This is a genomic window from Ruegeria sp. HKCCA5929 (assembly GCF_013034525.1).
In the GTDB taxonomy this organism is placed as follows: domain Bacteria; phylum Pseudomonadota; class Alphaproteobacteria; order Rhodobacterales; family Rhodobacteraceae; genus Ruegeria.
The window spans coordinates 396,937-420,732 of the sequence record NZ_WQGE01000001.1; the positions used below are offsets into that span (position 1 = coordinate 396,937).

Consider the following 23,796-nt stretch of genomic DNA (forward strand, 5'->3'; position numbering starts at 1 on the left):
GAAATTATGACCTAAAATGCACCGAAATAAAGCACACTGATCTGACGAGGGGAGACGTCTGATGAGTCAGCCACAGATAACATTGAACGACCGGTTCGATCTTGAGAAAAACCCCGTTCTGTTGAACGGAACTCAAGCGCTTGTTCGGTTGATGCTGATGCAAAAAGCCAGAGATCGGCAGGCGGGCCTGAATACGGCGGGTCTTGTAACCGGGTATCGGGGTTCGCCCCTTGGCGCTGTTGATCAGCAAATGATGCGGGCTCAAAAACCGCTGGCCGAAAACGACGTGACGTTTCAGTTCGGCTTAAACGAAGATCTCGCCGCGACCGCCCTGTGGGGCAGTCAGCAAGCAGGGTTGCGGGGCGACGGCAAGTTCGACGGGGTTTTCGGACTTTGGTACGGCAAAGGTCCAGGGGTTGATCGATCCGGTGACGTTATGCGCCACGCGAACATGGCAGGTACGGCCAAACACGGCGGCGTCCTGATGGCCATGGGCGATGATCATACCGGCGAAAGCTCGACTGTTCTGCATCAATCCGAATGGTCTTTGGTCGACATGTATATGCCGATTGTCAGCCCTGCTGGTGTTCAGGAAATTCTGGATTATGGGATTTACGGCTTTGCACTTAGTCGTTTTGCTGGCGTCTGGGTTGGTTTGAAAACGATGAAAGACACGATCGAGGTCACATCGGTTGTGGACGGCAGCCCTGACCGAATGCAGGTTGTTTTGCCCGAGTTCGACATGCCGGACGGCGGGTTGAATATTCGTTTGGGCGATACCCCGCATCTGCAGGAAACGCGTGTCATCGACTACAAGAGGTTCGCGGCCGAAACGTTTTCCCATGCCAATAAGCTCGACAAGCGGATGTGGGGCAAGCCGGGGGCCAAGATCGGATTCGTCGCAGCGGGCAAGAATTGGTTGGACCTATCCCATGCTCTGTCGCTTTTGAATATTGACGAGTCCGAAGCCGAACGGCTGGGGATCACCACTTACAAGGTGGGGCAGACTTTCCCGTTGGATATGGCCGGGTTCCATGACTGGGCCGAAGGGCTGGATCTGATCGTGATCGTCGAGGAAAAGCGCAAGCTGATCGAAGTTCAGGTCAAGGAGGCCATCTTTGACGACCGGCGCGGCCGCAGAGTTTATGGCTGGTACAAAGGTGGGGCGGGGACGCTGCACCGGGAAGAACTATTCCCCACGCGTGGCGCGCTTGATCCGATCATGATCGCCGAAAAACTGGGTGAAATCCTGATCGAAGAGGGGCGCGAAACTGAAGGAATCAACGCCGGGATTGCATCCTTGTCCGAAGCTCGCCGGGCCGACAACGCGCAGGAAATCGCGACGCGGCTTCCGTATTTCTGTTCGGGCTGCCCGCACAACAGTTCCACCAAAGTGCCCGATGGCAGCCGCGCCTATGCCGGTATAGGCTGTCACTATATGGTTCAGTGGATGGACCGCGAGACGACAGGTTTCACCCAAATGGGCGGAGAAGGCGCGAACTGGATAGGTGAAGCTCCGTTTTCGACCACCAATCACGTGTTCCAGAACCTGGGCGACGGCACTTATAACCATTCGGGCGTTCAGGCGATCCGGGCGGCGTTGTCTGCAGGAACGAACATCACCTTCAAAATCCTGTTCAACGACGCGGTCGCCATGACTGGTGGGCAGGACAACGAAGGCGACCTGACCGCAGAACGGATCGTTGCCGAGGTCAAGGCGATGGGCGTCCGCGAGGTCGCTTTGGTCTATGACGAAAAGGAAGACGTAAACTTCAAGGCGCTGCCTGCAAGCGTTCAGACATATGAGCGCGCGGATCTTATGCAGGTGCAGGAGAAATTCCGCGAGATCGAAGGCGTCTCGGTCATTGTCTACGTTCAGACCTGCGCGGCTGAAAAACGTCGCCGTCGCAAGCGAGGCACATTCCCGGACCCGGACAAACGTGTGTTCATCAACACCGATGTTTGCGAAGGCTGTGGCGATTGTGGGGTGCAGTCGAACTGCGTATCGATCGTGCCGAAACAAACTGAACTTGGCCGTAAGCGAGCCATTGATCAGTCAAGCTGCAACAAGGACTTTTCCTGCCTGAACGGGTTCTGCCCCTCGTTCGTGACACTTGAGGGTGCGAAGATTCGTAAAGAGGCAACGACCGAGATCGATCTGCCGGATTTGCCGATGCCGGAGCTTCCCGCGATCAAGGGAACGCACAACGTGGTAATCACGGGTGTTGGTGGTACAGGCGTCGTCACCCTTGGGGCAATTCTCGCTCAGGCCGCGCAGATCGATGGCAAAGGCGCGGGCATGATGGAAATGGCGGGCCTGGCACAGAAAGGTGGCGCGGTTCATATCCACTGCCGTCTGGCCAACCGCCCCGAAGATATCAGCGCGATCCGCGTTGCCACCGGTGAAGCTCACGCGCTGATCGGCGGTGATTTGGTGGTTTCCGCCGGGGCGAAGACCTTGGGCCTGACGCGCACCGGACGCACCGGCGCAGTCGTAAACAGCCATGAAACGGTTACGGGCGATTTCACACGCAATACAGAGTTTCGCATTCCAGCCGATCAGTTGGAACTGGCCTTGCAGGCCCGGCTGAAAGAAGATGTCTCATTGTTTGACGCAACTGATCTGGCACGCGCCGTGATGGGGGATTCGATCTATTCCAACATGATGATCTTTGGCGCGACCTGGCAGCGCGGGTTGTTGCCCGTCAGCCATCAGGCGATCTTTGACGCCATTGAGTTGAACGGAACGGCGGTCGAACGAAACAAGCGTGCGTTTGATATCGGTCGTTGGGCGGTGCTGCATCCGGATGAGGTACAGTCCATACTGTCCCCAACCGTGGCCGAGATGCCCAAAACCCTGGACCAGGTCATCGAGTCCCGTGCACAGCACCTGACCGAATACCAAAGCGCCCGGTTGGCGAAACGGTATCGTAAGTTGGTCGACAGCGTTGAGGATGTCGAGGTGCGCGAAGCGGTGGCAAAAGGCTATCACAAGCTGCTGTCATACAAGGATGAATACGAGGTTGCGCGCCTTCTGCTGACCAGTCGGGAAAAGGCGGCGGCCGAGTTTGATGGCGACTTCAAGATGACGTTTCATCTGGCGCCGCCGATTTTCGGAGGATCGGGCAGTAACGGCAGGCCCAAGAAGCGCGCATTCAGCGAATCTGTCATGGGTCCATTGAAGCTGCTGACCAAGTTGAAGGCCCTGCGCGGCACGCCGTTCGATGTTTTCGGATATTCGTCCGAACGCAAGATGGAGCGTGCTTTGATCCGGCAGTACGAAAAGGACATGCGCGAAGTGCTGCCTTTATTGTCGCAGGACACGCGTGATGCGATCTCTGCCTTGGCTCGACTGCCGCTGGATATCCGTGGTTTCGGACCTGTTTTGCAGGAAAACGAGGCCAAAGCAGCCAAGCGGCGCGAGGAGTTGCTGGCATCGATCCGAAGCGGTGGGCCTGAGTTGAAGGCTGCGGCGGAGTAACTCGTCACAACCCTGTCACGATGGCTAGGCAAAATTGTTACTTGCACTTATTTTGCAGGCAACAAACCGGAGACCCAAATGCCTTCTCGTCGTCATGCTGTTCGTGACATCTCTTATGCCCATTCCGCTGAAACCAAAGGCGGGCGAATGGTCATCAAACTTATGGAGAATACCACGGGTCGAATGCGCCTGATCAAACGCGCGGATGGATACGAGAAAGACGTTGCCAACGGGCGCGACTTTTGGGCCGTTATGGTCGAACGCTATGGGCTGACATTGGATGTTGTGGGGGGATCTCTTGCGAACATTCCGGCAGATGGCCCCCTGATCCTGATCGCCAATCATCCCTATGGCATTCTGGATGGCCTGATGATGGGGCACATTCTGTCTGAGACACGCGGAGATTTCCGAATTCTGGCGAATCGAGTTTTTCGCAAGGCCGAGGATCTGAACCGTATCATTCTGCCCATTTCGTTTGATGAGACGAAAGAAGCGATGAAGCTGAATTTGGAGACGCGCAAAACGGCTCTCAACTATCTGGGCGAGGGCGGGGCGATTGGTATTTTCCCCGGAGGTACGGTCAGCACCGGCGTCAAGCCGTTTGCCCATCCTATGGATCCGGGTTGGCGCGGCTTTACCGCTCGGATGGCGGCAAAGTCCAATGCCACCGTGGTGCCGGTTTTCTTTGATGGGCACACGTCGCGCCTGTTCCAGATCGCAAGCCATTTGCACAACACGCTGCGCATGGGCTTGCTGATCAAAGAATTCAAAAAGCGCGTGGATACGCCTGTCAAAGTGGTGATCGGAGAGCCTATAGGGCGCGACGTTCTGGATCCATTGGGTAAGGATACGCGCAAGATGATGGATTTCCTGCGCAAAGCCACGTATGAGCTGTCTCCAGAGCCGTTGGAGTCATATGACTACGGCTATGAATTTGAGGAACGGCATCGCGCCTGAAGGGGCAAATGGCAGTAGGTATCTTTGATTCCGGTTTGGGCGGTCTGACCGTCCTGAACGCCGCGCAGCAACGGCTGCCCGACGTGGATTTCCTGTATTTTGCGGACAGTGCACATGCACCTTACGGTGTACGTGATGCCGAGGATATCTATCAGCTGACCCGCAAAGCCGTGCACGAGCTGTGGGATCGCGGGTGCAATCTGGTGATTCTGGCCTGCAACACCGCAAGCGCTGCCGCTCTGCGACGGATGCAGGAAGAAGGCGTGCCCGACGGCAAGCGGGTGCTGGGCGTCTTTGTTCCCTTGATCGAAGCGCTGACCGAGCGGCAATGGGGGGACAACTCTCCACCACGCGAAGTGGCTGTCAAGCACGTGGCGTTGTTCGCCACGCCTGCCACTGTGTCCAGCCGGGCCTTTCAACGGGAACTGGCATTCCGCGCAATCGGTGTGGATGTCGAGGCGCAGGCCTGTGGCGGCGTGGTCGATGCTATTGAAGATGGCGACATGATCCTGGCGGAGGCTCTGGTTCGTAGCCATGTGGATGCTTTGAAACGAAAAATGCCCGAGCCGCAGGCCGCGATTTTAGGCTGCACACACTATCCGTTGATGGCCGAGACCTTTCAGGCCGCCTTGGGTTCAGATGTTCAGGTCTTTAGCCAAGGGGATCTGGTGGCCGAAAGCCTGGCCGATTATCTGCAACGCCACCCCAATACGTTGGGTGATGGCGCAGGTGGCTACCTGACCACGGGCAAGCCGGGTTTTGTCAGTGATCGTGCAACGCAATTCCTCCGACGACAAATCTCGTTCGAGGCGGCCTGATTTAGGTCAAGGACGCACTTCCCCGAATTTTCTAATTCAAAGACCGTCACATCGGCGGTCGTGATATGTGACACATGCAAAGAAGAGGTCTGACATGACCCACAAAATCGCAATTCTGGGCGCTTCTGGGTACACCGGCGCTGAACTGGTGCGGCTGATCGCCGAGCACCCGAACATGGACATTGTTGCTTTGGCTGCCGAACGGAAGGCGGGCATGAGCATGGCGCAGGTGTTTCCGCATCTGCGGCACATGGACTTGCCGGATCTGTGCAAGATTTCCGAGATCGATTTTTCCAATGTTGATCTGTGTTTCTGCGCTTTGCCGCACAAAACCAGCCAAGAGGTGATCCGGGACCTGCCGAAAGACTTGAAGATCATTGATTTGTCAGCGGATTTCCGGCTGCAGGACCCGGATGAGTATGAGAAGTGGTATGGCAACCCGCACAGCGCTTTGGAACAGCAGGAAGAAGCCGTTTATGGTCTGACCGAGTTCTATCGGGATGAAATCAGGTCAGCGCGGTTGGTCGCTGGTACAGGCTGCAACGCGGCGACAGGGCAGTATGTGCTGCGTCCGTTGATCTCTGCCGGTGTCATTGATCTGGATGATATTGTGCTGGATCTGAAATGCGCCGTGTCGGGCGCTGGCCGGTCGCTGAAGGAAAACCTGCTGCACGCAGAGCTTAGTGAAGGTGCCAATGCTTACGCAGTCGGTGGCACGCACCGGCATCTGGGTGAGTTTGATCAGGAATTCTCGAAGCTTGCAGGTCGCACTGTGCATGTACAGTTCACGCCGCATTTGATTCCGGCAAACCGGGGCATTCTGGCAACGACCTATGTAAAGGGTGATCCACAAAGCGTTTATGAAACGCTGGCAAAGACTTATGCAGACGAGCCCTTTATCCAGATGCTGCCTATGGGAGAGGCACCTTCGACCCATCACGTCAGAGGGTCGAACTTCTGTCATATCGGAGTGGTCGCGGACAGAATCGAACGTCGCGCAATCGTGATTGCCGCGCTGGATAACCTGACAAAAGGTAGCAGTGGCCAAGCCTTGCAGAACGCCAACCTGATGTTAGGTGAGGATGAAACTTTGGGCCTGATGATGGCCCCTCTATTCCCGTGAGGACGGTATGAAAACGCTCAAGAAACGTCGTCGAGTACAAGTCATTCTGGTAGCGGTCGTTGCCTTGGTGGCATCGACGGCTTTGATTGGGTGGGCCTTGCAGGATGGCATCAACTTTTTCCGTTCACCCAGCGAGGTGATTGCCGAGCCGCCGAAACCGACCGAGGTGTTCCGCATTGGCGGGCTGGTGGAAGAAGGCTCGATCATTCGCGGGCAGGGTGAAACCGTGCATTTTGTGGTTACAGATGGGGGCGAGAGCGTCCCGGTTTCGTTTACCGGTGTCCTGCCGGATCTGTTTACCGAGAACCAGGGTATGGTTGGCACCGGAAGCTATGTGAACGGGGTGTTCGAAGCGACTGAAATCCTTGCCAAACATGATGAAACCTACATGCCGAAAGAGGTTATGGACGCGCTGAAAGAGCAAGGCGTTTATAAAGAAGCAGAGGGAAGCTGAACGCAGCTGCGCTGCGTGCCTCTGGCAGAGGTATTTTTGAACAGAAGAAGCAGGGCGTTGCGCGCAATAGGCGGGCAGCGCCCTTTGCAATTACCGTGTTGTAAGGCGTTTGCAGGACCGTTGCTCTGATCAACGAGTTGGGGAAGATGATGCAAACGGTTCGGCAGATCGCGAAAGAGATCGTGGCGCGGGAAGGCGGGTTTGTGGATGATCCGGACGATCCCGGTGGGGCCACAAAATATGGCGTAACCACTCACACTATGCGGCGTTTGGGATTGGATTTGAATGGCGACGATGTGGTTGATCGACGTGATGTGCAGGGTTTGAGCCAGCGGCAGGCGGTCGAGATATTCGTACGTCATTACTTTGAGAAACCAGGCATCTCGCGGTTGCCTGATCTACTGCAGGCTTCGGTCTTTGACATGTATGTGAACGCCGGGGCGCAGGCGATAAAGATTCTGCAGCGGTTGTTGCGGGACATGGGATTCAATGTGGTTGTGGATGGCGTAATTGGTGCCAAGACCGCAGCAGCTTGCGAAAAAGCAGCGCAGCCGGAGCCAATTGCTTTGCGGGATGCCTACGGGGTGGCGCGGCGGAACTACTATTTTCGCCTTGCTGATCGGCGACCGGCCTCGAGAAAATATGCGCGCAGCCGGTCGGGGGGCAAAGGTGGCTGGATCAAACGCGCAGAAGAGTTTTTGTCAGAGCGATACCATCTTTCTGACGCCGAGTTTCTGGGAAGGGTTGCGGCATGGGGGTGATCTCGGGTGTTTTGGCGCTGTTGTTCGGGAACGGGCGGAACGCGGTTCGGGAAACCGTTGAGATTTACCGTGAGAACACTGAAGCAAGTGCGCAGAGAGGTGCCGAGGCGCAAGCGCAGGCCATGTTGCAGTTTGGTGGTGAGTTTCAAACTGCACAAAAAGGATCATTTGACCGATTCATGGATGGGGTAAACCGGTTGCCACGCCCGGCTTTGGCCTTGGGAACATTGGGTTTGTTTGTGGCCGCCATGGTGGACCCGTTGTGGTTTGCTGCAAGGATGCAGGGCATGGCCTTGGTGCCAGAGCCCATGTGGTGGTTGTTGGGTGTCATCGTGTCCTTCTATTTTGGGGCGCGGCATCAGTTGAAAACGCAAGAGTTTCAGAAGGATATCAGTGCGACCATGTTGCGATTGCCTGCCGTTCTGAACAATCTCGAGCAGCTGCGCGAACTGCGCAGCGATAGTCCGGGCGCTGCGGATCCCGGATCAGGTTCCGCTTTGTCGCAGGACATTACGCACCCCGATGCCAACCCGGCGCTGGACGATTGGCGCAAGCATCGCAGGGCGTGACCCGCGACACTATGTGCCCCCGGATCGGGCGAAAGTTATTGGCCCCCGGATTGGCCCCGGAGTATATTCCGGGGCATGATTACAGAACTCGGCCACTTCGCCCTTATCCTCGCCTTCTTTGTCGCCATCGTGCAAAGTGTCGTGCCCTTGATCGGGGCTTCTAAACGTTGGGCCGGATGGATGGCATTTGCCGAGCCTTCCGCCATCGTTCAGTTCCTGCTGACGGCGTTTTCCTTCGGTGCGTTGATCTGGGCTTTTGTCGTGTCGGACTTTTCCCTGAGGATCGTGGTTGAAAACAGCCATTCGGCCAAGCCGATGATCTACAAGATCAGTGGCACATGGGGGAACCACGAAGGATCCATGTTGCTGTGGGTGTTGATTGTCACCTTGTTTGGCGCATTGGCCGCGTTCTTTGGAGGTGGGTTGCCGCCGACGCTCAAGGCCCGCGTGCTGGCGGTGCAATCGTCTATAGCGGTCGTGTTTTTTGCCTTTATCCTGTTCACGTCGAACCCGTTTGACCGACTTGCAATTGCGCCGTTTGACGGGCGCGACCTGAATCCGCTGTTGCAAGACCCGGGTTTGGCGTTTCATCCGCCCTTTCTGTACCTCGGCTATGTCGGGCTGAGCATGGCGTTCAGCTTTGCCATCGCAGCCCTGATCGAAGGGCGTGTCGATGCAGCATGGGGGCGTTGGGTACGGCCCTGGACATTGGCCGCCTGGGTCTTTTTGACCATTGGTATCGCGCTGGGGTCGTGGTGGGCATATTACGAATTGGGCTGGGGTGGGTTCTGGTTCTGGGATCCGGTCGAGAATGCGTCGTTCATGCCCTGGCTTCTGGCGGCTGCTTTGCTGCACTCTGCCATTGTTGTTGAGAAGCGCGAGGCGCTAAAAAGCTGGACTATTCTGCTGGCGATTATCGCGTTCGGGTTTTCACTGATCGGCACGTTCATTGTGCGTTCGGGTCTTTTGACTTCGGTTCATGCCTTCGCCACCGATCCTGAACGTGGTGTGTTCATCCTGATGATCCTGGTGTTCTTCATTGGTGGGGCGCTGACATTGTTTGCCGCGCGCGCCCAAGCGATGGAGGCCAAGGGCGTCTTTGGCATGGTCAGCCGCGAAAGCGCTTTGGTGGCCAACAATGTTCTGCTGGCCGTCAGTTGCTTCGTTGTTTTTGTGGGCACCATGTGGCCAATGGTGGCCGAGATGATGTTCGACCGGAAGCTTTCGGTCGGGGCTCCGTTTTTCAACGCCGCATTCTCTCCGTTTATGGTGCTACTCGGGCTGATCCTGCCGATCGGTTCGATGCTTCCTTGGAAACGTGGAAGGATTGGAAAGACGGCTTGGTCTCTGCGTTACGCCTTTGGGCTGGCGCTGGCGATTGCGTTGCTTGTTTGGGCGATGCAGACCGGACGCAGCGCGCTGGGGCCGGTGGGTCTGTTCCTTGGGGCGTGGATTACGTTTGGGGCCGCCATCGATTTGTGGAGCCGCACGGGCCGCAACGGCAGCCTGAAACGCCTGTTCCGCCTGCCGGGTGCAGATTGGGGTAAAGCGGTCGCGCATACGGGTCTGGGCGTCACCATCTTTGCCGTGGCTGGTCTGACCGCTTGGGAGGCCGAAGATATTCGCGTCGCGCAACCTAATCAGCCCTTTGAAGTGGGGCAGTTCAAGCTGACTCTACAAGACGTACGGTTGGTTGAAGGGCCGAACTATTTCTCGACCACGGCAGATGTTCTGGTTGAAAAGAATGGACGGCCGATTGGGACACTTCACCCTGAAAAGCGGGACTATCCGGTTGCCCGAATGCCCACGACCGAGGCCGCGATTGATTACCGTTTCCTGGGTGATCTTTACGTTGTGATCGGTGATCAACAGGCAGATGGGGGCTGGGTCATGCGCACCTATATCAAACCGCTCGCGAACTGGATCTGGGCTGGCTGCATCCTGATGTCACTTGGCGGTATCCTCAGCCTGTGTGACAGGCGGTTCCGGGTGGCTGCAGGGGCGCGAAAAACACCGGTTGGCGGAGTACCCGCAGAATGAAACGCCTTGTACTGATCCTGATGATGCTGGCGACACCCGTGTTCTCGGTGCAGCCGGACGAGGTTTTGGATGATCCTGTGCTGGAACAACGGGCTCGCGACCTCAGCACCGGATTGCGTTGCCTTGTTTGTCGGAACGAAAGCATCGACGAAAGCAACGCCGATCTGGCGCGTGATTTGCGTTTGTTGCTGCGGGAACGTCTGGTTGCAGGTGATACCGACGAACAGGCCATTGCGTTTATCGTGGATCGCTACGGTGAATACGTTCTGCTTAAGCCGACCACCAGCGGCTCGAACCTGTTCCTTTGGCTCGCTGGCCCTATCATGCTGTTGATTGCGGCTGGGGTTGGGCTGAACTTTCTACGCAACCGTGCCAAAGCTCATGCGTCAGTTGAAAGCACGGCGCTGAGTGAAGACGAAAAGGAGCGTCTGCGCCGAATTCTTGAAGACTGACGTTTGGTTCTGCCTTTACCTTCTTGTTTGGGCCAGTAAGTGTTCGAAAACGCTTGGCGCGACGGGAGGGTTTTCATGCATTACGAAACAGTTGTTCTGGACATTACGGACGGTCTGGCGGTTCTGACCTTGAACAGACCTGACAAAATGAACGCTCTGACAACTCAGATGCGCGCTGAAATTACCCATGCAATGAAAGACGCGGCAACCCGAGCCCGGTGCATCGTGATCACCGGCGCTGGTCCCGCTTTTTGTTCCGGGCAGGATCTGGGCGATGCCTCTTCAACAGGCAAGATCGATCTGGAGCGGTCTTTGCGCGACGAATACGAACCAATGCTGGAAACGATCCACAGCTGTCCGGTTCCCACAATTGCGGCTGTAAACGGTGCTGCGGCCGGGGCAGGGGCGAACCTCGCCCTTTGCGCGGATGTCGTGATCGCAACTGAAAGCGCCTATTTCCTGCAAGCCTTTGCGCGGATCGGTTTGTTGCCGGATGCCGGAGGAACCTGGTTCATGCCGCGCCAGATGGGGCTGGCCAAGGCGATGGGTGCGGCGTTGTTCGCCGACAAGATCAGCGCGCAACAAGCGGATGACTGGGGCTTGATCTGGGAATCTGTACCTGATGACAATTTCGCAGCGCATTGGCGGAAACGGGCAGAATATCTGGCCAATGGTCCGACAGCAGCCTACGGCGCGATCAAACAGGCCATTCGTGGAACTTATGAAAATACACTACCTCAGCAGCTTGCGACCGAAGCGCATCTGCAGGGCGAATGTGGTCGCTCGCGCGATTTCGCCGAAGGTGTGGTGGCTTTCATGGGAAAACGCCCTCCGAAATTCGAAGGGCGCTAATTCACTTCAGGCGCGGCGGCGGCGGCGCGTGCGGCGTTCAGGGACAGCCTCGTCGCCCGTTCCATCAGAGGCCGACGTGAACGGACCCAGCGCATCAGTGATCTGATCCAAAGTCGGGCGTTCGCCGCGCGAGGTTGTGTCCAAAGCTTCACGCATCTTACGCAGGTGATCTGGCATTGTTCCGCAGCAACCGCCAATGATTGTCGCACCGGCATCACGTGCCATAGCTGCATACTGGCCCATAAGTTCGGGCGTGCCGTCATAATGGATGTGACCATCCACGTATTTCGGAATGCCCGCGTTACCCTTGGAGATCAGGGGACGCTCTGTGCCTTGAGCGGCAAAGCCCAGAATTGTGCGCAAAATGTCTGATGCGCCGGTTCCACAGTTTGCACCAAAGGCGATGGGTGGGTTGGGCAGCGTTTCGACCATTTGCGCCAGATCGGCCGAGGTCACACCCATCATTGTGCGCCCAGCGGTATCAAAGCTCATCGTGCCACACCACGGCATGTCAGCCAGTGCAAATGCTTCGGCCGCGGCGCGGAACTCTTCAGGGGCGCTGATGGTTTCCACCCAGAGCACATCAACTCCGCCTTCTTTCAGCGCTGCTGCTTGTTCGTGGAACATTTCCACCGCGTCGGAATGCGTCAGGCTGCCGACCGGTTCCATGATTTCACCGGTTGGTCCAACAGATCCTGCAACCACGACGGGACGCCCGGCCTTGTCTGCCACCTCGCGTCCGAGTTCAGCGCCGATGCGGTTTAACTCGCCCACGCGATTCTGAGCATCGTGCAGCTTGAGCCGTGCGGACGTACCGCCAAAGGTGTTGGTCAGAAACAGGTCACTGCCCGCATCCACCGAACCCTGATACAGCGCCCGGATCTTGGCGGGGGCGTCCACGTTCCAAAGTTCAGGTGCGTCACCAGACTGCAAGCCCATGTTGAACAGATTTGTCCCGGTCGCACCATCAGCCAAAATGGCATCTTTGGTTCCCAGAAGCTTGCTCAGCGCGTTTGTCATTGGGTTATTCCAGAAAAAGGCGCAAAGCGCCGTTAAAAATAGAGACGCCCCATGTCACATGACAGGGGCGTCAAATCAAATTCATAAAACTCATGAAGATCATGAGCTGTGTAAGAAAACCTTAGTCGGCCTCGCTCATGACCTGAGCTTTGGCTTCGGGCAGAATCTCGGCCATCTTGGCGCGGATTTCTTCGGCCGAAGACAAATCACCCAGATCACCGGCGACTTTGCGGACAACGTCTTCGTGTCCGGCTTCTTCGAAGTCGGCGACTACTACGGTCTTGGCATATTCTTCGGCTTCTGCGCCGGATTTGCCCAGCTTTTCTGCCGCCCACAGGCCCAGCAGTTTGTTGCAGCGGGCCTGCGCCTTGAACTGCATTTCTTCATCATGGGCAAACTTGGCTTCAAAGGCGTTTTCGCGTTCGTCGAACGTGGTCATTGGGTGAGGACCTCTTGGGTTACATCTTCTTTCCTGATGATATGACCATACGACGTCCCGGGCGCAAGGTATTTGCGCTGCGTCAAAGCCTCTCGGGTACATGAACTTGCGGGAAAAGAGTGCTTGCACTATGAGGACGCCAACGAGAGGGGACTCATTCCCTTTGCTCAGACTGGAAAGGTCGCTTATGGCGCGTCGCAAGAAAATCTACGAAGGCAAAGCCAAGATTTTGTATGAAGGCCCCGAACCGGGCACGATCGTGCAGTATTTCAAGGATGACGCCACAGCATTCAACGCTGAAAAGAAGGATGTGATTGACGGCAAAGGTGTGCTGAACAATCGCCTGTCCGAATTTTTCATGAACGGCCTGACTCAGATCGGTATTCCGAACCACTTTATTCGCCGCCTGAACATGCGCGAACAACTGGTGCGCAATTGCGAGATCGTTCCGTTGGAAGTGATCGTTCGAAACTATGCCGCCGGATCGATGTCTAAACGTCTGGGCATAGCCGAAGGGACACAGCTGCCGCGCCCGATCGTTGAATACTGCTATAAAGACGATGCGTTGGGTGATCCTCTGGTCACCGAAGAACATATCGCTGCCTTTGGCTGGGCCAGCCAACAGGACATGGACGATATCCTCAGCCTAGCGCTGCGCGTGAACGACTTCATGAGCGGTGTGATGCTGGCGGTTGGTATCCGCCTTGTGGACTTCAAGATCGAAATCGGACGCATTTTCGAAGGGGATTATCAGCGTTTGATCGTGGCTGACGAAATCAGCCCCGACAGCTGCCGCCTTTGGGACATCGAAACCGGTCAGAAGCTGGACAAAGACGTGTTCCGTCGTGACCTGGGCAATCTGACCGATGCGTATTCAGAAGTTGCGCGCCGTTTGGGTGTGCTGCCGAATACCAATGTCACCAAGCCGACACTGATCAACTGACCCGTTCAGGGAACTTTTGTTTCAACTAAAATGCGCCGCGGCAAAAAACACGGCGCATTTTGGTTTTTGCGGTCTGGGCAGGTTCATCTGTTGATTATCAACCAAAAGAGTCGCTTTGCGTGATGACAACTGCGGCAAACTGCTTGGGAAACAGGGTTGTCGAAAACGGTCAGGCACGCTATCCCCCGCGCAACGAAATGGGCCATGGATAGCGGCCCGAAGGTGGAGTTGCCAAAATGAAAGCACGGGTTCATGTGATGCTCAAGAACGGGGTGCTGGACCCGCAGGGCGAAGCAGTTCGGCACGCATTGGGCGCAATGGGCTTTGATCAGGTCGAAGGTGTCCGTCAGGGCAAAGTGATTGACCTTGAACTGGCTGATGGCGCGACCGAGGCAGATGTGACCGAAATGTGCGAAAAGCTGTTGGCCAACACCGTCATCGAACGCTACGAGATCGAACTGGTCTGATCGAATGCGGGCCGCGCGTCTGATCACCTACCGTCAACCGCTTGAGGTTGCGACCGTGCCCGATCCTGAACCCGCCGAAGATGGTGTTGTGGTTCGGGTTTTGGCGTGTGGCGTGTGCCGATCCGATTGGCATGCATGGTCTGGCGCGGACCCGGACGTAATCCTTCCGATGACACCCGGTCATGAATATTGTGGTGAGGTTGTCGCGGTCGGTTCTCGGGTCACCCGCTGGCGGGTGGGCGACAAGATCATCGCGCCGTTCATTCTGGCTTGCGGGCATTGCGCAGACTGCGCGCAGGGGCACCAGACAATCTGCAATGACCAGATTGTTCCTGGGTTCACCTGTGATGGTGCTTTTGCTGAATATATCGCAGTGGCCCATGCGGATGCCAACCTCACAGCACTGCCTGACAGCATTGCGCCCGAAGTTGCTGCAGCCTTGGGGTGTCGTGTGACAACGGCCTGGCAGGCTTTGGTCGGACGGGCGCAGGTTCAGGGTGGGGAATGGATTGCTGTCTTCGGCGGCGGCGGTGTTGGGATTTCCACGCTGCTTTTGGGCAAGGCCCTTGGCGCAAGGGTCGTCGTGGTCGACATTGTGGATGACAAGCTGAGCTATGCACAGTCTTTGGGGGCTGATGCGGTTGTCAATGCCACAACATGTGACGCGCCGCAGGCAGTAAAAGACATCACTGGCGGCGGCGCGCATGTTGCGATTGAGGCTTTGGGCATCGAAGTCACAACCGTATCTGCGATGCGGTCACTGCGCAAAATGGGCCGCATGGTGCAGATCGGCATGCCGGCCGGTGATCACACACAGATGGCTTTGCCGATGGACGTGCTTTATTCCGGCCAGCTTTCTGTTTTCGGAACGCGGGGCATGCCAAGCTGGCGCTACCCGTCTTTGTTGTCGCTGATCGCCGGGGGCAGGATTGACCTGAGCCCGCTGGTCACGCGCAAAATAACTCTTAACCAGGTGAGTGCTGAGCTTGCCGACTTTGACCACCCAACCCCTCCGGGCGTTGCAGTGGTTACAGATTTTGTCTCGTAGGAGGGCCCGCCATGCGCGCAGCCGTAATCGTATTCCCCGGATCCAACTGTGACCGAGACCTCGCCGTCGCATTCGAACAGGCCGGTTTCAAGGTTGATATGGTCTGGCACAAAGACGCGGCCTTGCCCAACGGTGTTGATATCGTGGGCGTACCGGGTGGCTTTTCCTATGGAGACTATCTGCGCTGCGGTGCCATCGCCGCCAAATCTCCGATCTGTAAGGCGGTGGTCGAGCATACCGAACGCGGCGGTTATGCCGTGGGTATTTGCAACGGATTTCAGGTTTTGACGGAAACCGGCATCCTGCCTGGCGCGTTGTTGCGCAATGCCGGTCTGAAATACATCTGCAAAACAGTGGGCTTGAAGGTCGAAACAAGCGACAGCGTGTTTACCGGGGGCTATAATGCAGGCGACGTGATCGGTATCCCAATCGCGCACCATGACGGCAACTACTTCGCGGATGACGAAACACTTGCGGCCCTGAAGGATCAGGACCGCATCGCGTTCACCTATACCGAGAATCCCAATGGCTCAGTCGGTGACATCGCTGGCATCCTGTCCGAAAACCGCCGTGTACTTGGGATGATGCCTCATCCCGAGCGTGCAGCAGATGAAGGGCATGGTGGCACGGACGGAGTGGCGCTGTTCCGCGCATTGTCAGGCGTGTTTGAAGCAGCGTGACTTGAGGTCGCGCGCGCCCGCGCGTAACGTCTGGCCATGAACTCGGACGTGCGATCAGCTTGGTCAAATATGTTGAAACCGCTTCGCGGTGCTCCGCTGGGCTGGCGGTTGCGCATTGCTGTTCTTGTTCTTCTTCTTGCGACTATTACCACGGTCTGGATTACCAATAGCCTGTTGACCGACAGGTTCACGGAATCAACGCGAAACCGGGCAGAGCTGCGACTGGCCCTGTATTCCGGTAACCTGCTGAGTGAGTTGCGTCGAAACTCGATCGTGCCACAGTTGCTGGCACGAGACCCGACCCTGATTTCAGCGCTGCAATCCAGTGATTATACGTTGTCGACCCAGCGCCTGATTTCCTTCGTTGAAGAAATTGGCGCGGCCTCGCTGATGCTTTTGGACAGCGATGGTCGAACCGTTGCCGCAACGGATCGGAACAAGCTGGGTGAAGGGCACAGAAATACAGCTTATTATGTGGATGCCATCCGGTCTAATGCCACGATCTTTTCGGTCATTCCCAGGGAATCCGGCGGATACAGCTTCGTCTATTCCCGGCGACTGGAAAACGGATCGGAAATTTTGGGGGTCATCGTTGTCGAGGTCGACCTTCAGAAATTCGAACGCGCCTGGGCCGGTATTTCGGACGCGGTGATGGTCACCGACAGTACCGGAACCATCATCCTGTCCACCGAGCCCCGCTGGCGTGGGTTGGAAGAGAGCACGGCGATGCTGCGGCAACCGCCGCAAGGCGCAATTCAACGCGCCATTCGGGCCACAACCGATTGGACGGCTTTGCCGCCGGACGCCTACCTGCAAGGCGAGGCCGTGATGCGCATGGAAACACGCATCCCGTTCCGGGGTTGGCAAATGACGTCGTTCACCACCTTTGAGTCGATCCGCGAAAAGGTGAACAGTGTGCTTGCGCTGGAAATCATGGGATTTGCGATTCTTCTGGCGCTGACGTTTTATGCGCTCAGCCGTCGGGCGACCCTTCGCATGGCGCTGTTTCAGCGCGAGTCGGCAGAGCTTCGCGCATTGAACGCACGGCTACAGCGGGAAATTGCTGAGAGGGAACGGGTTGAAAAGACGCTGGATTTGGCGGAACAGACCCTTGCGCAAAGTTCGAAACTGGCCGCCTTGGGCGAGATGTCGGCTGCGGTCAGTCACGAGCTTAATCAACCTCTGGCTGCAATGAAAACATATCTCGCCGGGGCGCGTCTGTTGTTGCGGCGCAACCGACCGGAAGAGGCGCTTGCCAGCTTTGGACGCATCGACGGTCTGATCGAGCGGATGGGGGCGATCACGCGCCAGCTCAAGTCTTATGCCCGCAAAGGGGCGGATGCGTTTTCGCCTGTAAACCTTGGTGAAGCGCTGGCCTCGGCCTTGTCCATGATGGAGCCGCAACTGCGTCAGCGTCATGTGAAGATCACTCAGATCCTGCCGGAAGAACCTGTCATGGTGATGGGGGACCGGATGCGGATCGAGCAGGTGATGGTCAACCTCTTGCGAAACGCGCTGGATGCCACCAAATCAGTGGCAGAGCCAGATGTGGAAATCATCCTGGCGGCGGGCGACATGGCGGTTCTGACCGTGCGGGACAACGGGCACGGTATCGAAGATATCGAGAACCTGTTCGAGCCGTTCTATACTACCAAACAGCCTGGCGACGGGGTTGGACTGGGGCTTGCCATCTCGTCGGGGATCGTGAACGACCATGGGGGACGGCTGACTGCGCGCAACGGCCAATATGGTGGCGCGGTGTTCGAAATGCAGTTGCCGGCACTGGGAAGCGACGGCCTTGAGGCCGCGGAATAACGAGGAATGACTATGGCACAGGCCATGAAAATTGCCATTGTGGATGACGAACAGGACATGCGCCAGTCGATCAGCCAGTGGCTTGCTTTGTCCGGATACGACACTGAAACCTTTGCCAGCGCGGAAGATGCGCTCAAGGTTCTGGGACCGGATTATCCGGGGATTGTGATTTCGGACATTAAGATGCCGGGGATGGATGGCATTCAGCTTTTGAAAAAGCTGATGGGGGCCGACAGCACCCTGCCAGTTATCATGATCACGGGGCATGGCGACGTTCCGATGGCGGTTGAGGCGATGCGCGTCGGTGCGTTCGATTTCCTTGAAAAGCCGTTTAACCCTGATCGCATGTCCGAACTGGCCAAACGCGCCAGCAATGCACGCCGTCTGACACTGGACAACCGGGCGCTGCGGCGTGAGCTGTCGGGTGGCACGCAGATCATGAACAAGCTGATCGGTGCCAGCCCCGTAATGGAGCGGCTGCGTGAGGATATTCTGGATCTTGGGCAAGCCGACGGTCATGTGTTGATCGACGGTGAGACGGGAACCGGCAAGACGCTGGTGGCGCATGCGCTGCATGCGGTGGGTAGCCGCGCAGGCAAGAAGTTTGTTCTGGTGTCCTGCGCCGCGTTGGAGGAAGACGCGCTGGCCAAACGCCTGTTTGGCCCGATGATGCCCGAGGATGCGCAACTGCCGGCCATCGAAGAAGCACGCGGCGGGACACTGGTACTGGAAGATGTCGAGGCGCTGAGCGATACCTTGCAAGCCAAACTGCTGAGCGTGATGAACGAGCAGGGCACCCCTGCTGAAACGCGGATTGTTGCGATTTCGAACCTGCAGGAAGCGGGGAAGACATCCGAAGACGTTCTGCGCCCCGACCTGTTCTATCGGTTGGCGGCATTGCGGATCACCATGCCGCCACTTCGTCAGCGGGGTGAGGACATTCTTACCCTGTTTACGCGCCTCAGCGAGCAATTTGCAGAGGAATATGGCTGCGATGCCCCTCAGGTCAGTGCGCAGGAAGCGGCGCAGCTGCTGCAAGCGCCTTGGCCGGGCAATGTGCGGCAACTGATCAACATTGCCGAGCGTGCCGTGCTGCAATCACGTCGAGGATCAGGAACGATTGCGTCGTTGCTGATGTCCGACCATGAAGAGATGCAGCCAGTGATGACCACCGAAGGCAAGCCGTTGAAGGAATATGTCGAAGCGTTCGAGCGGATGCTGATCGACAATACAATGCGCCGCCACAAGGGGTCGATCGCGTCGGTCATGGACGAATTGTGCCTGCCGCGCCGGACGTTGAACGAGAAGATGGCCAAATACGGACTTCAGCGGTCGGACTATCTTTAACCGTTGCGAATGGGGGCTCTGCCCCCGTCGCCTTTGGCGACTCCCCCGAGGTATTTTGGGCCAGATGAAGAGATCCCGCGCTGCGTCGGCGGTCTTGATGCAGTTTGCCCATTGTCTTTTCCACAGGACTGCTTTTATTGTGTTCGGACGGGCCGGGCCTTTTTAGCGCTCTTAAGTCCCGAATCTTTGAGTTTCGCTGCTTTGCTGCACGTTAATTTCGCTGCGAAGCAGACCGATTGTGCCCCGATTGCGGGCAGTGGAGTACCTGAGCCCGATACGTCGGGTGAAAGGAATAAATGGGCGGGCTGCAGAAACTGCGCCTGTCGGAGAAGAACCGCGATGACGCGCGCGCAACGATTGAGAGACCGGGCAGGGGGCCACAGCGCCAGACCCTGCCGCGCGCCGTCTGAAATCGCCCAGACAAGACACCTCCCCAAAAGCGCCTGTCCGCCTGGACAGGTCAGGACAACGCGTTTGGCGCGGTGCACCAAGGAAACATGGCTAAGAAAATGCTTATCGATGCCACCCACGCGGAGGAAACCCGCGTCGTGGTGGTCGACGGAAACAAGGTCGAGGAGTTCGATTTTGAATCCGAAAACAAGCGCCAGCTTGCTGGCAACATCTACCTTGCAAAAGTAACACGGGTTGAGCCGTCGCTGCAGGCGGCGTTCGTCGACTATGGTGGGAACCGTCACGGATTCCTGGCCTTTTCGGAAATTCATCCGGATTACTATCAGATCCCCGTCGCCGACCGTGAGGCGTTGATGGAGGAAGAGCGCGCCTATGCCGAGGCGATGAAGGCGCGTGACGAAGCCGAAGAAGCCAAGCCCAAAAAGCGGCGGTCTCGGTCGCGTTCCAAGGCGGCAGATGTGAAGTCGGACGATCCGGTTGAGACAATGGAGGTTTCTACCGAGCCAACCGGTATGGAAACCATCGATTTGGCCGATGGCGAAGATGCAGAGGTGCCCGAGGGAACCTCTCCGATGGAGATCGTGGCTGAAACACCGGTAGAAGAGCCGGAAGACAGCGATGCGACTTCGGCAGAAACTGCGTCAGATAACGCGGCAGAAGAATCTGTTTCTGAGGTGGAAGACACGTCTGCATCGCCCGAAGAAGCCGGTGACGAAACAGGTGAAGTCAGTAAAGACGCTGGTGAGGCCTCAAGCGATGAGACAGAAGTAAGCGCAGAAGCTGATAGCGCATCGGCGGATGAGGCGGTTGCTTCTGACGATGTTGAGACCTCGGGTGAAGCTGCTGCAGATGCAGACGGCGATCAGGGTGCGGATGACGAGGATGCTGAAGGCAAGAGCGCCGATGCCTCGTCGAAAGACGACTCGATTGAATCTGTAGCTGACGAAGATGACAGCGAAGACATCCGTCCGCCACGCAAACCGCGCCCGCGTCGTTACAAGATTCAGGAAGTCATCAAGGTTCGTCAGGTCCTGCTGGTGCAGGTGGTCAAGGAAGAACGCGGCAACAAGGGCGCTGCGCTGACAACCTATCTGTCTTTGGCCGGTCGCTATTGTGTATTGATGCCGAACACCGCGCGCGGTGGCGGTATCAGCCGCAAAATCACCAACGCCGCCGACCGCAAGAAATTGAAAGAAATCGCGGCGGACATTGATGTGCCGACTGGGGCGGGTCTGATCATCCGCACTGCGGGTGCTAAACGCACCAAGTCCGAGATCAAGCGTGATTATGAATACCTGCAGCGTTTGTGGGAACAGATCCGCGCGCTCACGCTGGAGTCGATTGCGCCAGCGAAGATCTATGAGGAAGGCGATCTGATCAAACGGTCGATCCGCGATCTTTACAATCGAGACATTGATGAGGTTCTTGTTGAAGGCGAAGGCGGTTATCGCATCGCCAAGGACTTCATGAAAATGATCATGCCGTCCCACGCCAAGAACGTGAAACGGTACGAAGATGCCCTGCCTTTGTTCGCGCGATATCAGGTGGAAAGCTATTTGGCGGGCATGTTCAACCCGACGGTTCAGCTGAAATCCGGTGGTTATATCGTGATTGGTGTGACCGAAGCTCTGGTCGCCATCGACGTAAACTCGGGGCGCGCGACCAAAGAAGGCTCGATCGAAGAGACCGCGCTGAAGACAAACCTGGAGGCCGCCGAAGAGGTAGCGCGCCAGCTGCGTCTTCGGGATTTGGCCGGTCTGATCGTCATCGATTTCATCGATATGGACGAGCGCAAGAATAACGCGGCGGTGGAAAAACGTCTGAAGGACAAGCTGAAAACTGACCGCGCGCGTATTCAGGTCGGCCGGATTTCGGGCTTTGGTTTGTTGGAAATGAGTCGCCAGCGACTGCGCCCCGGAATGATCGAGGCCACGACGCAGCCATGTCCGGCATGTCACGGCACAGGTCTGATCCGTTCGGACGACAACATGGCTCTGTCGATTCTGCGTCAGATCGAAGAGGAAGGCACACGCCGTCGTTCGCGTGAAGTTTTGGTGCGCTGCCCGGTCAGCATTGCCAACTTCTTGATGAACCAGAAGCGTGAGCACATTGCTCAGATCGAAGCCCGGTATGGCCTGTCTGTGCGGATCGAAGGCGACATCCACTTGGTGAGCCCCGATTTCTCGATGGAGAAATTTAAAACCGCCAGCCGGATTGTGCCTGAAGCCACTGCGCCTGTCGTTTCTGTGGATGCGTCTCTGATGGACATGGTGGACTCGTCTGACGAGGAAGAGGTCGAGGACGATACCACCCCAACCGAAGATGATGCCAAGCCCAAGCGCAAACGTCGCCGTCGTCGGCGCAAGAAGGGTGGGGGCAATGGTGATGCCGCAGAGCAATCCAACGAAAGCTCCGAAGGAGAGGCGCAGGAGAACGCTTCTGGTGATGCCGCCGATGAAGAAGGTGCGGCTGACGTCGTAGAAGCGGAAGCGGCAGAGGAAGAAAAGCCTGCCAAGCCCAAGCGTAAACGTGCTCCGCGTCGCCGGAAAAAGGACGTTGCGGCCGAGGAAACGGTTGAACAGGCTGAAGCAACTGAAGGTGTTGAAGCTGAGACCGTAGCTGAGGCGCCTGTGGCCGAGGACGCTGCAGAAAACCCTGAGGCCGAGGTGCCCGAGGTGGCTCAGGAACAAGGCGAAACTCTTGAGGCGGAAGCTGAGACTGTTGATGTTGCACCAGAGGAACCGGTGAACGCAGAAGAGGCCAGTGTCGAGGATGCGCCAGCCGAAGAGACGTCTGGTGTTGTGGAAGAACTCGCGGCGCAAGCGGTTGAAGAGGTCACTGCTGATGAGGTTGAGCCCGCAGTAGAAGCTCCTGTGGAAGAGACGCCTGAGCCTGTGCTGGAAACAGTAGCAGAAGAACCGGAACCAGGCCCCGCCAAGCCGAAGCGACGCGGGTGGTGGTCGCTGGGCAAGTAATGAAAAGGCGGGCTGAGGAGCCCGCCTTTTTAGTAATCCGAAGGATTTTTAGACGGCTTTTTGGATCAGATAAACCTGATGCGCCCCGTCAAGTTCCTGAGACAGCAGCGTATGTCCGGCTTCGGAGCAAAAATGTGGAACATCGACGATGGCCGCCGGATCATCGGCCAGCACCCGCAGTACGGCCCCTGCAGGCAAGGATTTAAGCCGTTTGCGGGCTTTGAGGACGGGCAGAGGACACAAAAGCCCAAGGGCGTCCAATGTATCTGTTATATCGGTCATGCATTTCGGGATAGGACCAAGTTGAAATATTGTCCAGATTCCAACCACGAGGATGTGACTGAATGGCCCCGTGACGGATCGACATTCATCACTTATGTGCAGAGACATGTTCGGAATTGAAATCATAGACGCGGGACTGTTGCCCGCCATGTTTGTCGCGCTGTTGGGTGGCTTGATCAGCTTTCTGTCACCATGCGTGCTGCCCATCGTGCCGCCTTATCTGGCGTATATGAGCGGCGTCACAATCAACGAGATGCAGGACGAGGCCCGTGCGCGGCGCAAGGCAACGATGTCGGCATTGTTCTTTGTGATGGGTCTGTCGACCGTCTTTCTGCTTTTGGGCTTTACCGCGTCTGCCTTCGGGGCGTTTGTTCTTCAGAATCAGGTGCTTTTTGCCAAGCTTTCGGGTGCGGTGGTGATCGTGTTTGGCCTTCACTTCCTGAACGTATTCCGCATCCCGTTTCTGGACCGCGAAGCGCGGATCGATACCGGTGATTCCGGTGGCTCGGTTTTTGGGGCGTATATTCTGGGTTTGGCGTTTGCCTTTGGCTGGACGCCCTGCATTGGGCCTCAGTTGGGTGCGATCCTATCGCTGGCGGCGAATGAGGCATCAGTGGCCCGTGGTACGGTATTGCTGGGCGTCTACGCGGCGGGGCTGGGTATTCCATTCCTTCTGGCGGCTATGTTCCTGAACCGATCGATGACCGTCATGAACCGCATCAAGCCTTACATGGGTACGATCGAAAAGGTCATGGGTGGATTGCTGTTGTTCGTGGGCATCATGCTGATCACCGGTCTGTTCACACGGTTCAGCTGGTGGTTGCTGGAAACCTTCCCGGCATTGGCAAATTTTGGATGAACC

Annotated in this window: 21 protein-coding genes; 18 read left to right on the plus strand and 3 right to left on the minus strand. The window is 57.0% G+C overall.

Features of this window, described 5'->3' with window-relative positions:
* The first annotated feature begins 61 nt into the window (after positions 1–61).
* The 10 genes from GOV90_RS01945 (at position 62) to GOV90_RS01990 (ending at position 11,507) form a co-directional block, all read left to right on the plus strand.
* Positions 62–3,481, plus strand: a complete 3,420-nt coding sequence (locus GOV90_RS01945; RefSeq protein WP_171089826.1) for an indolepyruvate ferredoxin oxidoreductase family protein — start codon at positions 62–64, stop codon at positions 3,479–3,481.
* Positions 3,482–3,559: 78 nt separating this feature from the next.
* The gene (locus tag GOV90_RS01950; protein WP_171089828.1) at positions 3,560–4,438 is read left to right on the plus strand and encodes a lysophospholipid acyltransferase family protein; all 879 of its coding nucleotides are present in this window, start codon (positions 3,560–3,562) and stop codon (positions 4,436–4,438) included.
* A gap of 8 nt (positions 4,439–4,446) precedes the next feature.
* Positions 4,447–5,256, plus strand: coding sequence for a glutamate racemase (locus GOV90_RS01955; RefSeq protein WP_171089830.1), 810 nt, complete (start codon positions 4,447–4,449; stop codon positions 5,254–5,256).
* A gap of 94 nt (positions 5,257–5,350) precedes the next feature.
* Entirely contained in the window at positions 5,351–6,379 is a 1,029-nt protein-coding gene (argC, locus tag GOV90_RS01960; protein ID WP_171089832.1) for an N-acetyl-gamma-glutamyl-phosphate reductase, read from the plus strand.
* Between the two features lie 7 nt (positions 6,380–6,386).
* Entirely contained in the window at positions 6,387–6,833 is a 447-nt protein-coding gene (ccmE, locus tag GOV90_RS01965) for a cytochrome c maturation protein CcmE (protein WP_171089834.1), read from the plus strand.
* 149 nt (positions 6,834–6,982) lie between these two features.
* A complete protein-coding gene (locus tag GOV90_RS01970; RefSeq protein ID WP_171172808.1) occupies positions 6,983–7,594 on the plus strand; it encodes a holin-associated N-acetylmuramidase in 612 nt (203 codons plus the stop codon).
* Positions 7,585–8,163, plus strand: a complete 579-nt coding sequence (locus GOV90_RS01975) for a holin family protein (protein ID WP_171089838.1) — start codon at positions 7,585–7,587, stop codon at positions 8,161–8,163. The genes GOV90_RS01970 and GOV90_RS01975 overlap by 10 nt, the downstream gene beginning before the upstream one ends.
* 75 nt (positions 8,164–8,238) lie before the next feature.
* The gene (locus GOV90_RS01980) at positions 8,239–10,203 is read left to right on the plus strand and encodes a heme lyase CcmF/NrfE family subunit (RefSeq protein ID WP_171089839.1); all 1,965 of its coding nucleotides are present in this window, start codon (positions 8,239–8,241) and stop codon (positions 10,201–10,203) included.
* Positions 10,200–10,655, plus strand: coding sequence for a cytochrome c-type biogenesis protein (locus GOV90_RS01985; RefSeq protein WP_171089841.1), 456 nt, complete (start codon positions 10,200–10,202; stop codon positions 10,653–10,655). The genes GOV90_RS01980 and GOV90_RS01985 overlap by 4 nt, the downstream gene beginning before the upstream one ends.
* 75 nt (positions 10,656–10,730) lie before the next feature.
* A complete protein-coding gene (locus GOV90_RS01990; protein ID WP_171089843.1) occupies positions 10,731–11,507 on the plus strand; it encodes an enoyl-CoA hydratase-related protein in 777 nt (258 codons plus the stop codon).
* A 6-nt stretch (positions 11,508–11,513) separates the two neighbouring features.
* Here GOV90_RS01990 and bmt read toward each other — a convergent pair whose 3' ends face one another.
* Both bmt and GOV90_RS02000 read right to left on the minus strand, forming a co-directional pair.
* Positions 11,514–12,527, minus strand: coding sequence for a betaine--homocysteine S-methyltransferase (gene bmt, locus GOV90_RS01995; RefSeq protein WP_171089845.1), 1,014 nt, complete (start codon positions 12,525–12,527; stop codon positions 11,514–11,516).
* Between the two features lie 121 nt (positions 12,528–12,648).
* On the minus strand, positions 12,649–12,966 hold the full coding sequence (locus GOV90_RS02000; protein WP_171089847.1) for a DUF1476 domain-containing protein: 318 nt from the start codon (positions 12,964–12,966) through the stop codon (positions 12,649–12,651).
* A gap of 187 nt (positions 12,967–13,153) precedes the next feature.
* Between GOV90_RS02000 and purC the strand changes: the two genes are divergently transcribed.
* The 7 genes from purC (at position 13,154) to GOV90_RS02035 (ending at position 22,652) form a co-directional block, all read left to right on the plus strand.
* A complete protein-coding gene (gene purC / locus GOV90_RS02005) occupies positions 13,154–13,909 on the plus strand; it encodes a phosphoribosylaminoimidazolesuccinocarboxamide synthase (RefSeq protein ID WP_171089849.1) in 756 nt (251 codons plus the stop codon).
* A gap of 236 nt (positions 13,910–14,145) precedes the next feature.
* The gene (purS, locus tag GOV90_RS02010; RefSeq protein ID WP_117872765.1) at positions 14,146–14,376 is read left to right on the plus strand and encodes a phosphoribosylformylglycinamidine synthase subunit PurS; all 231 of its coding nucleotides are present in this window, start codon (positions 14,146–14,148) and stop codon (positions 14,374–14,376) included.
* 4 nt (positions 14,377–14,380) lie between these two features.
* Positions 14,381–15,424 carry a zinc-dependent alcohol dehydrogenase family protein gene (locus GOV90_RS02015; protein WP_171089851.1) on the plus strand — a complete coding sequence of 348 codons (1,044 nt, stop codon included), beginning with the start codon at positions 14,381–14,383 and terminating at the stop codon, positions 15,422–15,424.
* 11 nt (positions 15,425–15,435) lie between these two features.
* Positions 15,436–16,104, plus strand: a complete 669-nt coding sequence (purQ, locus tag GOV90_RS02020) for a phosphoribosylformylglycinamidine synthase subunit PurQ (RefSeq protein WP_171089853.1) — start codon at positions 15,436–15,438, stop codon at positions 16,102–16,104.
* 69 nt (positions 16,105–16,173) lie between these two features.
* Positions 16,174–17,919 (plus strand): ATP-binding protein, encoded by a 1,746-nt coding sequence (locus GOV90_RS02025; RefSeq protein WP_171089855.1) that lies wholly within the window; start codon positions 16,174–16,176, stop codon positions 17,917–17,919.
* A gap of 12 nt (positions 17,920–17,931) precedes the next feature.
* Entirely contained in the window at positions 17,932–19,266 is a 1,335-nt protein-coding gene (locus GOV90_RS02030) for a sigma-54 dependent transcriptional regulator (protein WP_050603452.1), read from the plus strand.
* Between the two features lie 497 nt (positions 19,267–19,763).
* On the plus strand, positions 19,764–22,652 hold the full coding sequence (locus GOV90_RS02035; protein ID WP_171089857.1) for a ribonuclease E/G: 2,889 nt from the start codon (positions 19,764–19,766) through the stop codon (positions 22,650–22,652).
* A gap of 48 nt (positions 22,653–22,700) precedes the next feature.
* On the opposite strand, the gene GOV90_RS02040 is transcribed toward GOV90_RS02035, so the two are convergent.
* Positions 22,701–22,934, minus strand: coding sequence for a sulfurtransferase TusA family protein (locus GOV90_RS02040; RefSeq protein ID WP_171089859.1), 234 nt, complete (start codon positions 22,932–22,934; stop codon positions 22,701–22,703).
* A gap of 106 nt (positions 22,935–23,040) precedes the next feature.
* Between GOV90_RS02040 and GOV90_RS02045 the strand changes: the two genes are divergently transcribed.
* Positions 23,041–23,793 (plus strand): cytochrome c biogenesis CcdA family protein, encoded by a 753-nt coding sequence (locus GOV90_RS02045; protein WP_171089861.1) that lies wholly within the window; start codon positions 23,041–23,043, stop codon positions 23,791–23,793.
* Positions 23,794–23,796: the final 3 nt, after the last annotated feature.

What these genes read in the sequence shown, in the direction of transcription:
- GOV90_RS01945 (WP_171089826.1), top strand. Translation starts at nt 62, where the DNA reads ATGAGTCAGCCACAGATAACATTGAACGACCGGTTCGATCTTGAGAAA.
- GOV90_RS01950 (WP_171089828.1), top strand. Translation starts at nt 3,560, where the DNA reads ATGCCTTCTCGTCGTCATGCTGTTCGTGACATCTCTTATGCCCATTCC.
- GOV90_RS01955 (WP_171089830.1), top strand. Translation starts at nt 4,447, where the DNA reads ATGGCAGTAGGTATCTTTGATTCCGGTTTGGGCGGTCTGACCGTCCTG.
- argC (WP_171089832.1), top strand. Translation starts at nt 5,351, where the DNA reads ATGACCCACAAAATCGCAATTCTGGGCGCTTCTGGGTACACCGGCGCT.
- ccmE (WP_171089834.1), top strand. Translation starts at nt 6,387, where the DNA reads ATGAAAACGCTCAAGAAACGTCGTCGAGTACAAGTCATTCTGGTAGCG.
- GOV90_RS01970 (WP_171172808.1), top strand. Translation starts at nt 6,983, where the DNA reads ATGCAAACGGTTCGGCAGATCGCGAAAGAGATCGTGGCGCGGGAAGGC.
- GOV90_RS01975 (WP_171089838.1), top strand. Translation starts at nt 7,585, where the DNA reads ATGGGGGTGATCTCGGGTGTTTTGGCGCTGTTGTTCGGGAACGGGCGG.
- GOV90_RS01980 (WP_171089839.1), top strand. Translation starts at nt 8,239, where the DNA reads ATGATTACAGAACTCGGCCACTTCGCCCTTATCCTCGCCTTCTTTGTC.
- GOV90_RS01985 (WP_171089841.1), top strand. Translation starts at nt 10,200, where the DNA reads ATGAAACGCCTTGTACTGATCCTGATGATGCTGGCGACACCCGTGTTC.
- GOV90_RS01990 (WP_171089843.1), top strand. Translation starts at nt 10,731, where the DNA reads ATGCATTACGAAACAGTTGTTCTGGACATTACGGACGGTCTGGCGGTT.
- bmt (WP_171089845.1), bottom strand. Translation starts at nt 12,527, where the DNA reads ATGACAAACGCGCTGAGCAAGCTTCTGGGAACCAAAGATGCCATTTTG.
- GOV90_RS02000 (WP_171089847.1), bottom strand. Translation starts at nt 12,966, where the DNA reads ATGACCACGTTCGACGAACGCGAAAACGCCTTTGAAGCCAAGTTTGCC.
- purC (WP_171089849.1), top strand. Translation starts at nt 13,154, where the DNA reads ATGGCGCGTCGCAAGAAAATCTACGAAGGCAAAGCCAAGATTTTGTAT.
- purS (WP_117872765.1), top strand. Translation starts at nt 14,146, where the DNA reads ATGAAAGCACGGGTTCATGTGATGCTCAAGAACGGGGTGCTGGACCCG.
- GOV90_RS02015 (WP_171089851.1), top strand. Translation starts at nt 14,381, where the DNA reads ATGCGGGCCGCGCGTCTGATCACCTACCGTCAACCGCTTGAGGTTGCG.
- purQ (WP_171089853.1), top strand. Translation starts at nt 15,436, where the DNA reads ATGCGCGCAGCCGTAATCGTATTCCCCGGATCCAACTGTGACCGAGAC.
- GOV90_RS02025 (WP_171089855.1), top strand. Translation starts at nt 16,174, where the DNA reads ATGTTGAAACCGCTTCGCGGTGCTCCGCTGGGCTGGCGGTTGCGCATT.
- GOV90_RS02030 (WP_050603452.1), top strand. Translation starts at nt 17,932, where the DNA reads ATGGCACAGGCCATGAAAATTGCCATTGTGGATGACGAACAGGACATG.
- GOV90_RS02035 (WP_171089857.1), top strand. Translation starts at nt 19,764, where the DNA reads ATGGCTAAGAAAATGCTTATCGATGCCACCCACGCGGAGGAAACCCGC.
- GOV90_RS02040 (WP_171089859.1), bottom strand. Translation starts at nt 22,934, where the DNA reads ATGACCGATATAACAGATACATTGGACGCCCTTGGGCTTTTGTGTCCT.
- GOV90_RS02045 (WP_171089861.1), top strand. Translation starts at nt 23,041, where the DNA reads ATGTTCGGAATTGAAATCATAGACGCGGGACTGTTGCCCGCCATGTTT.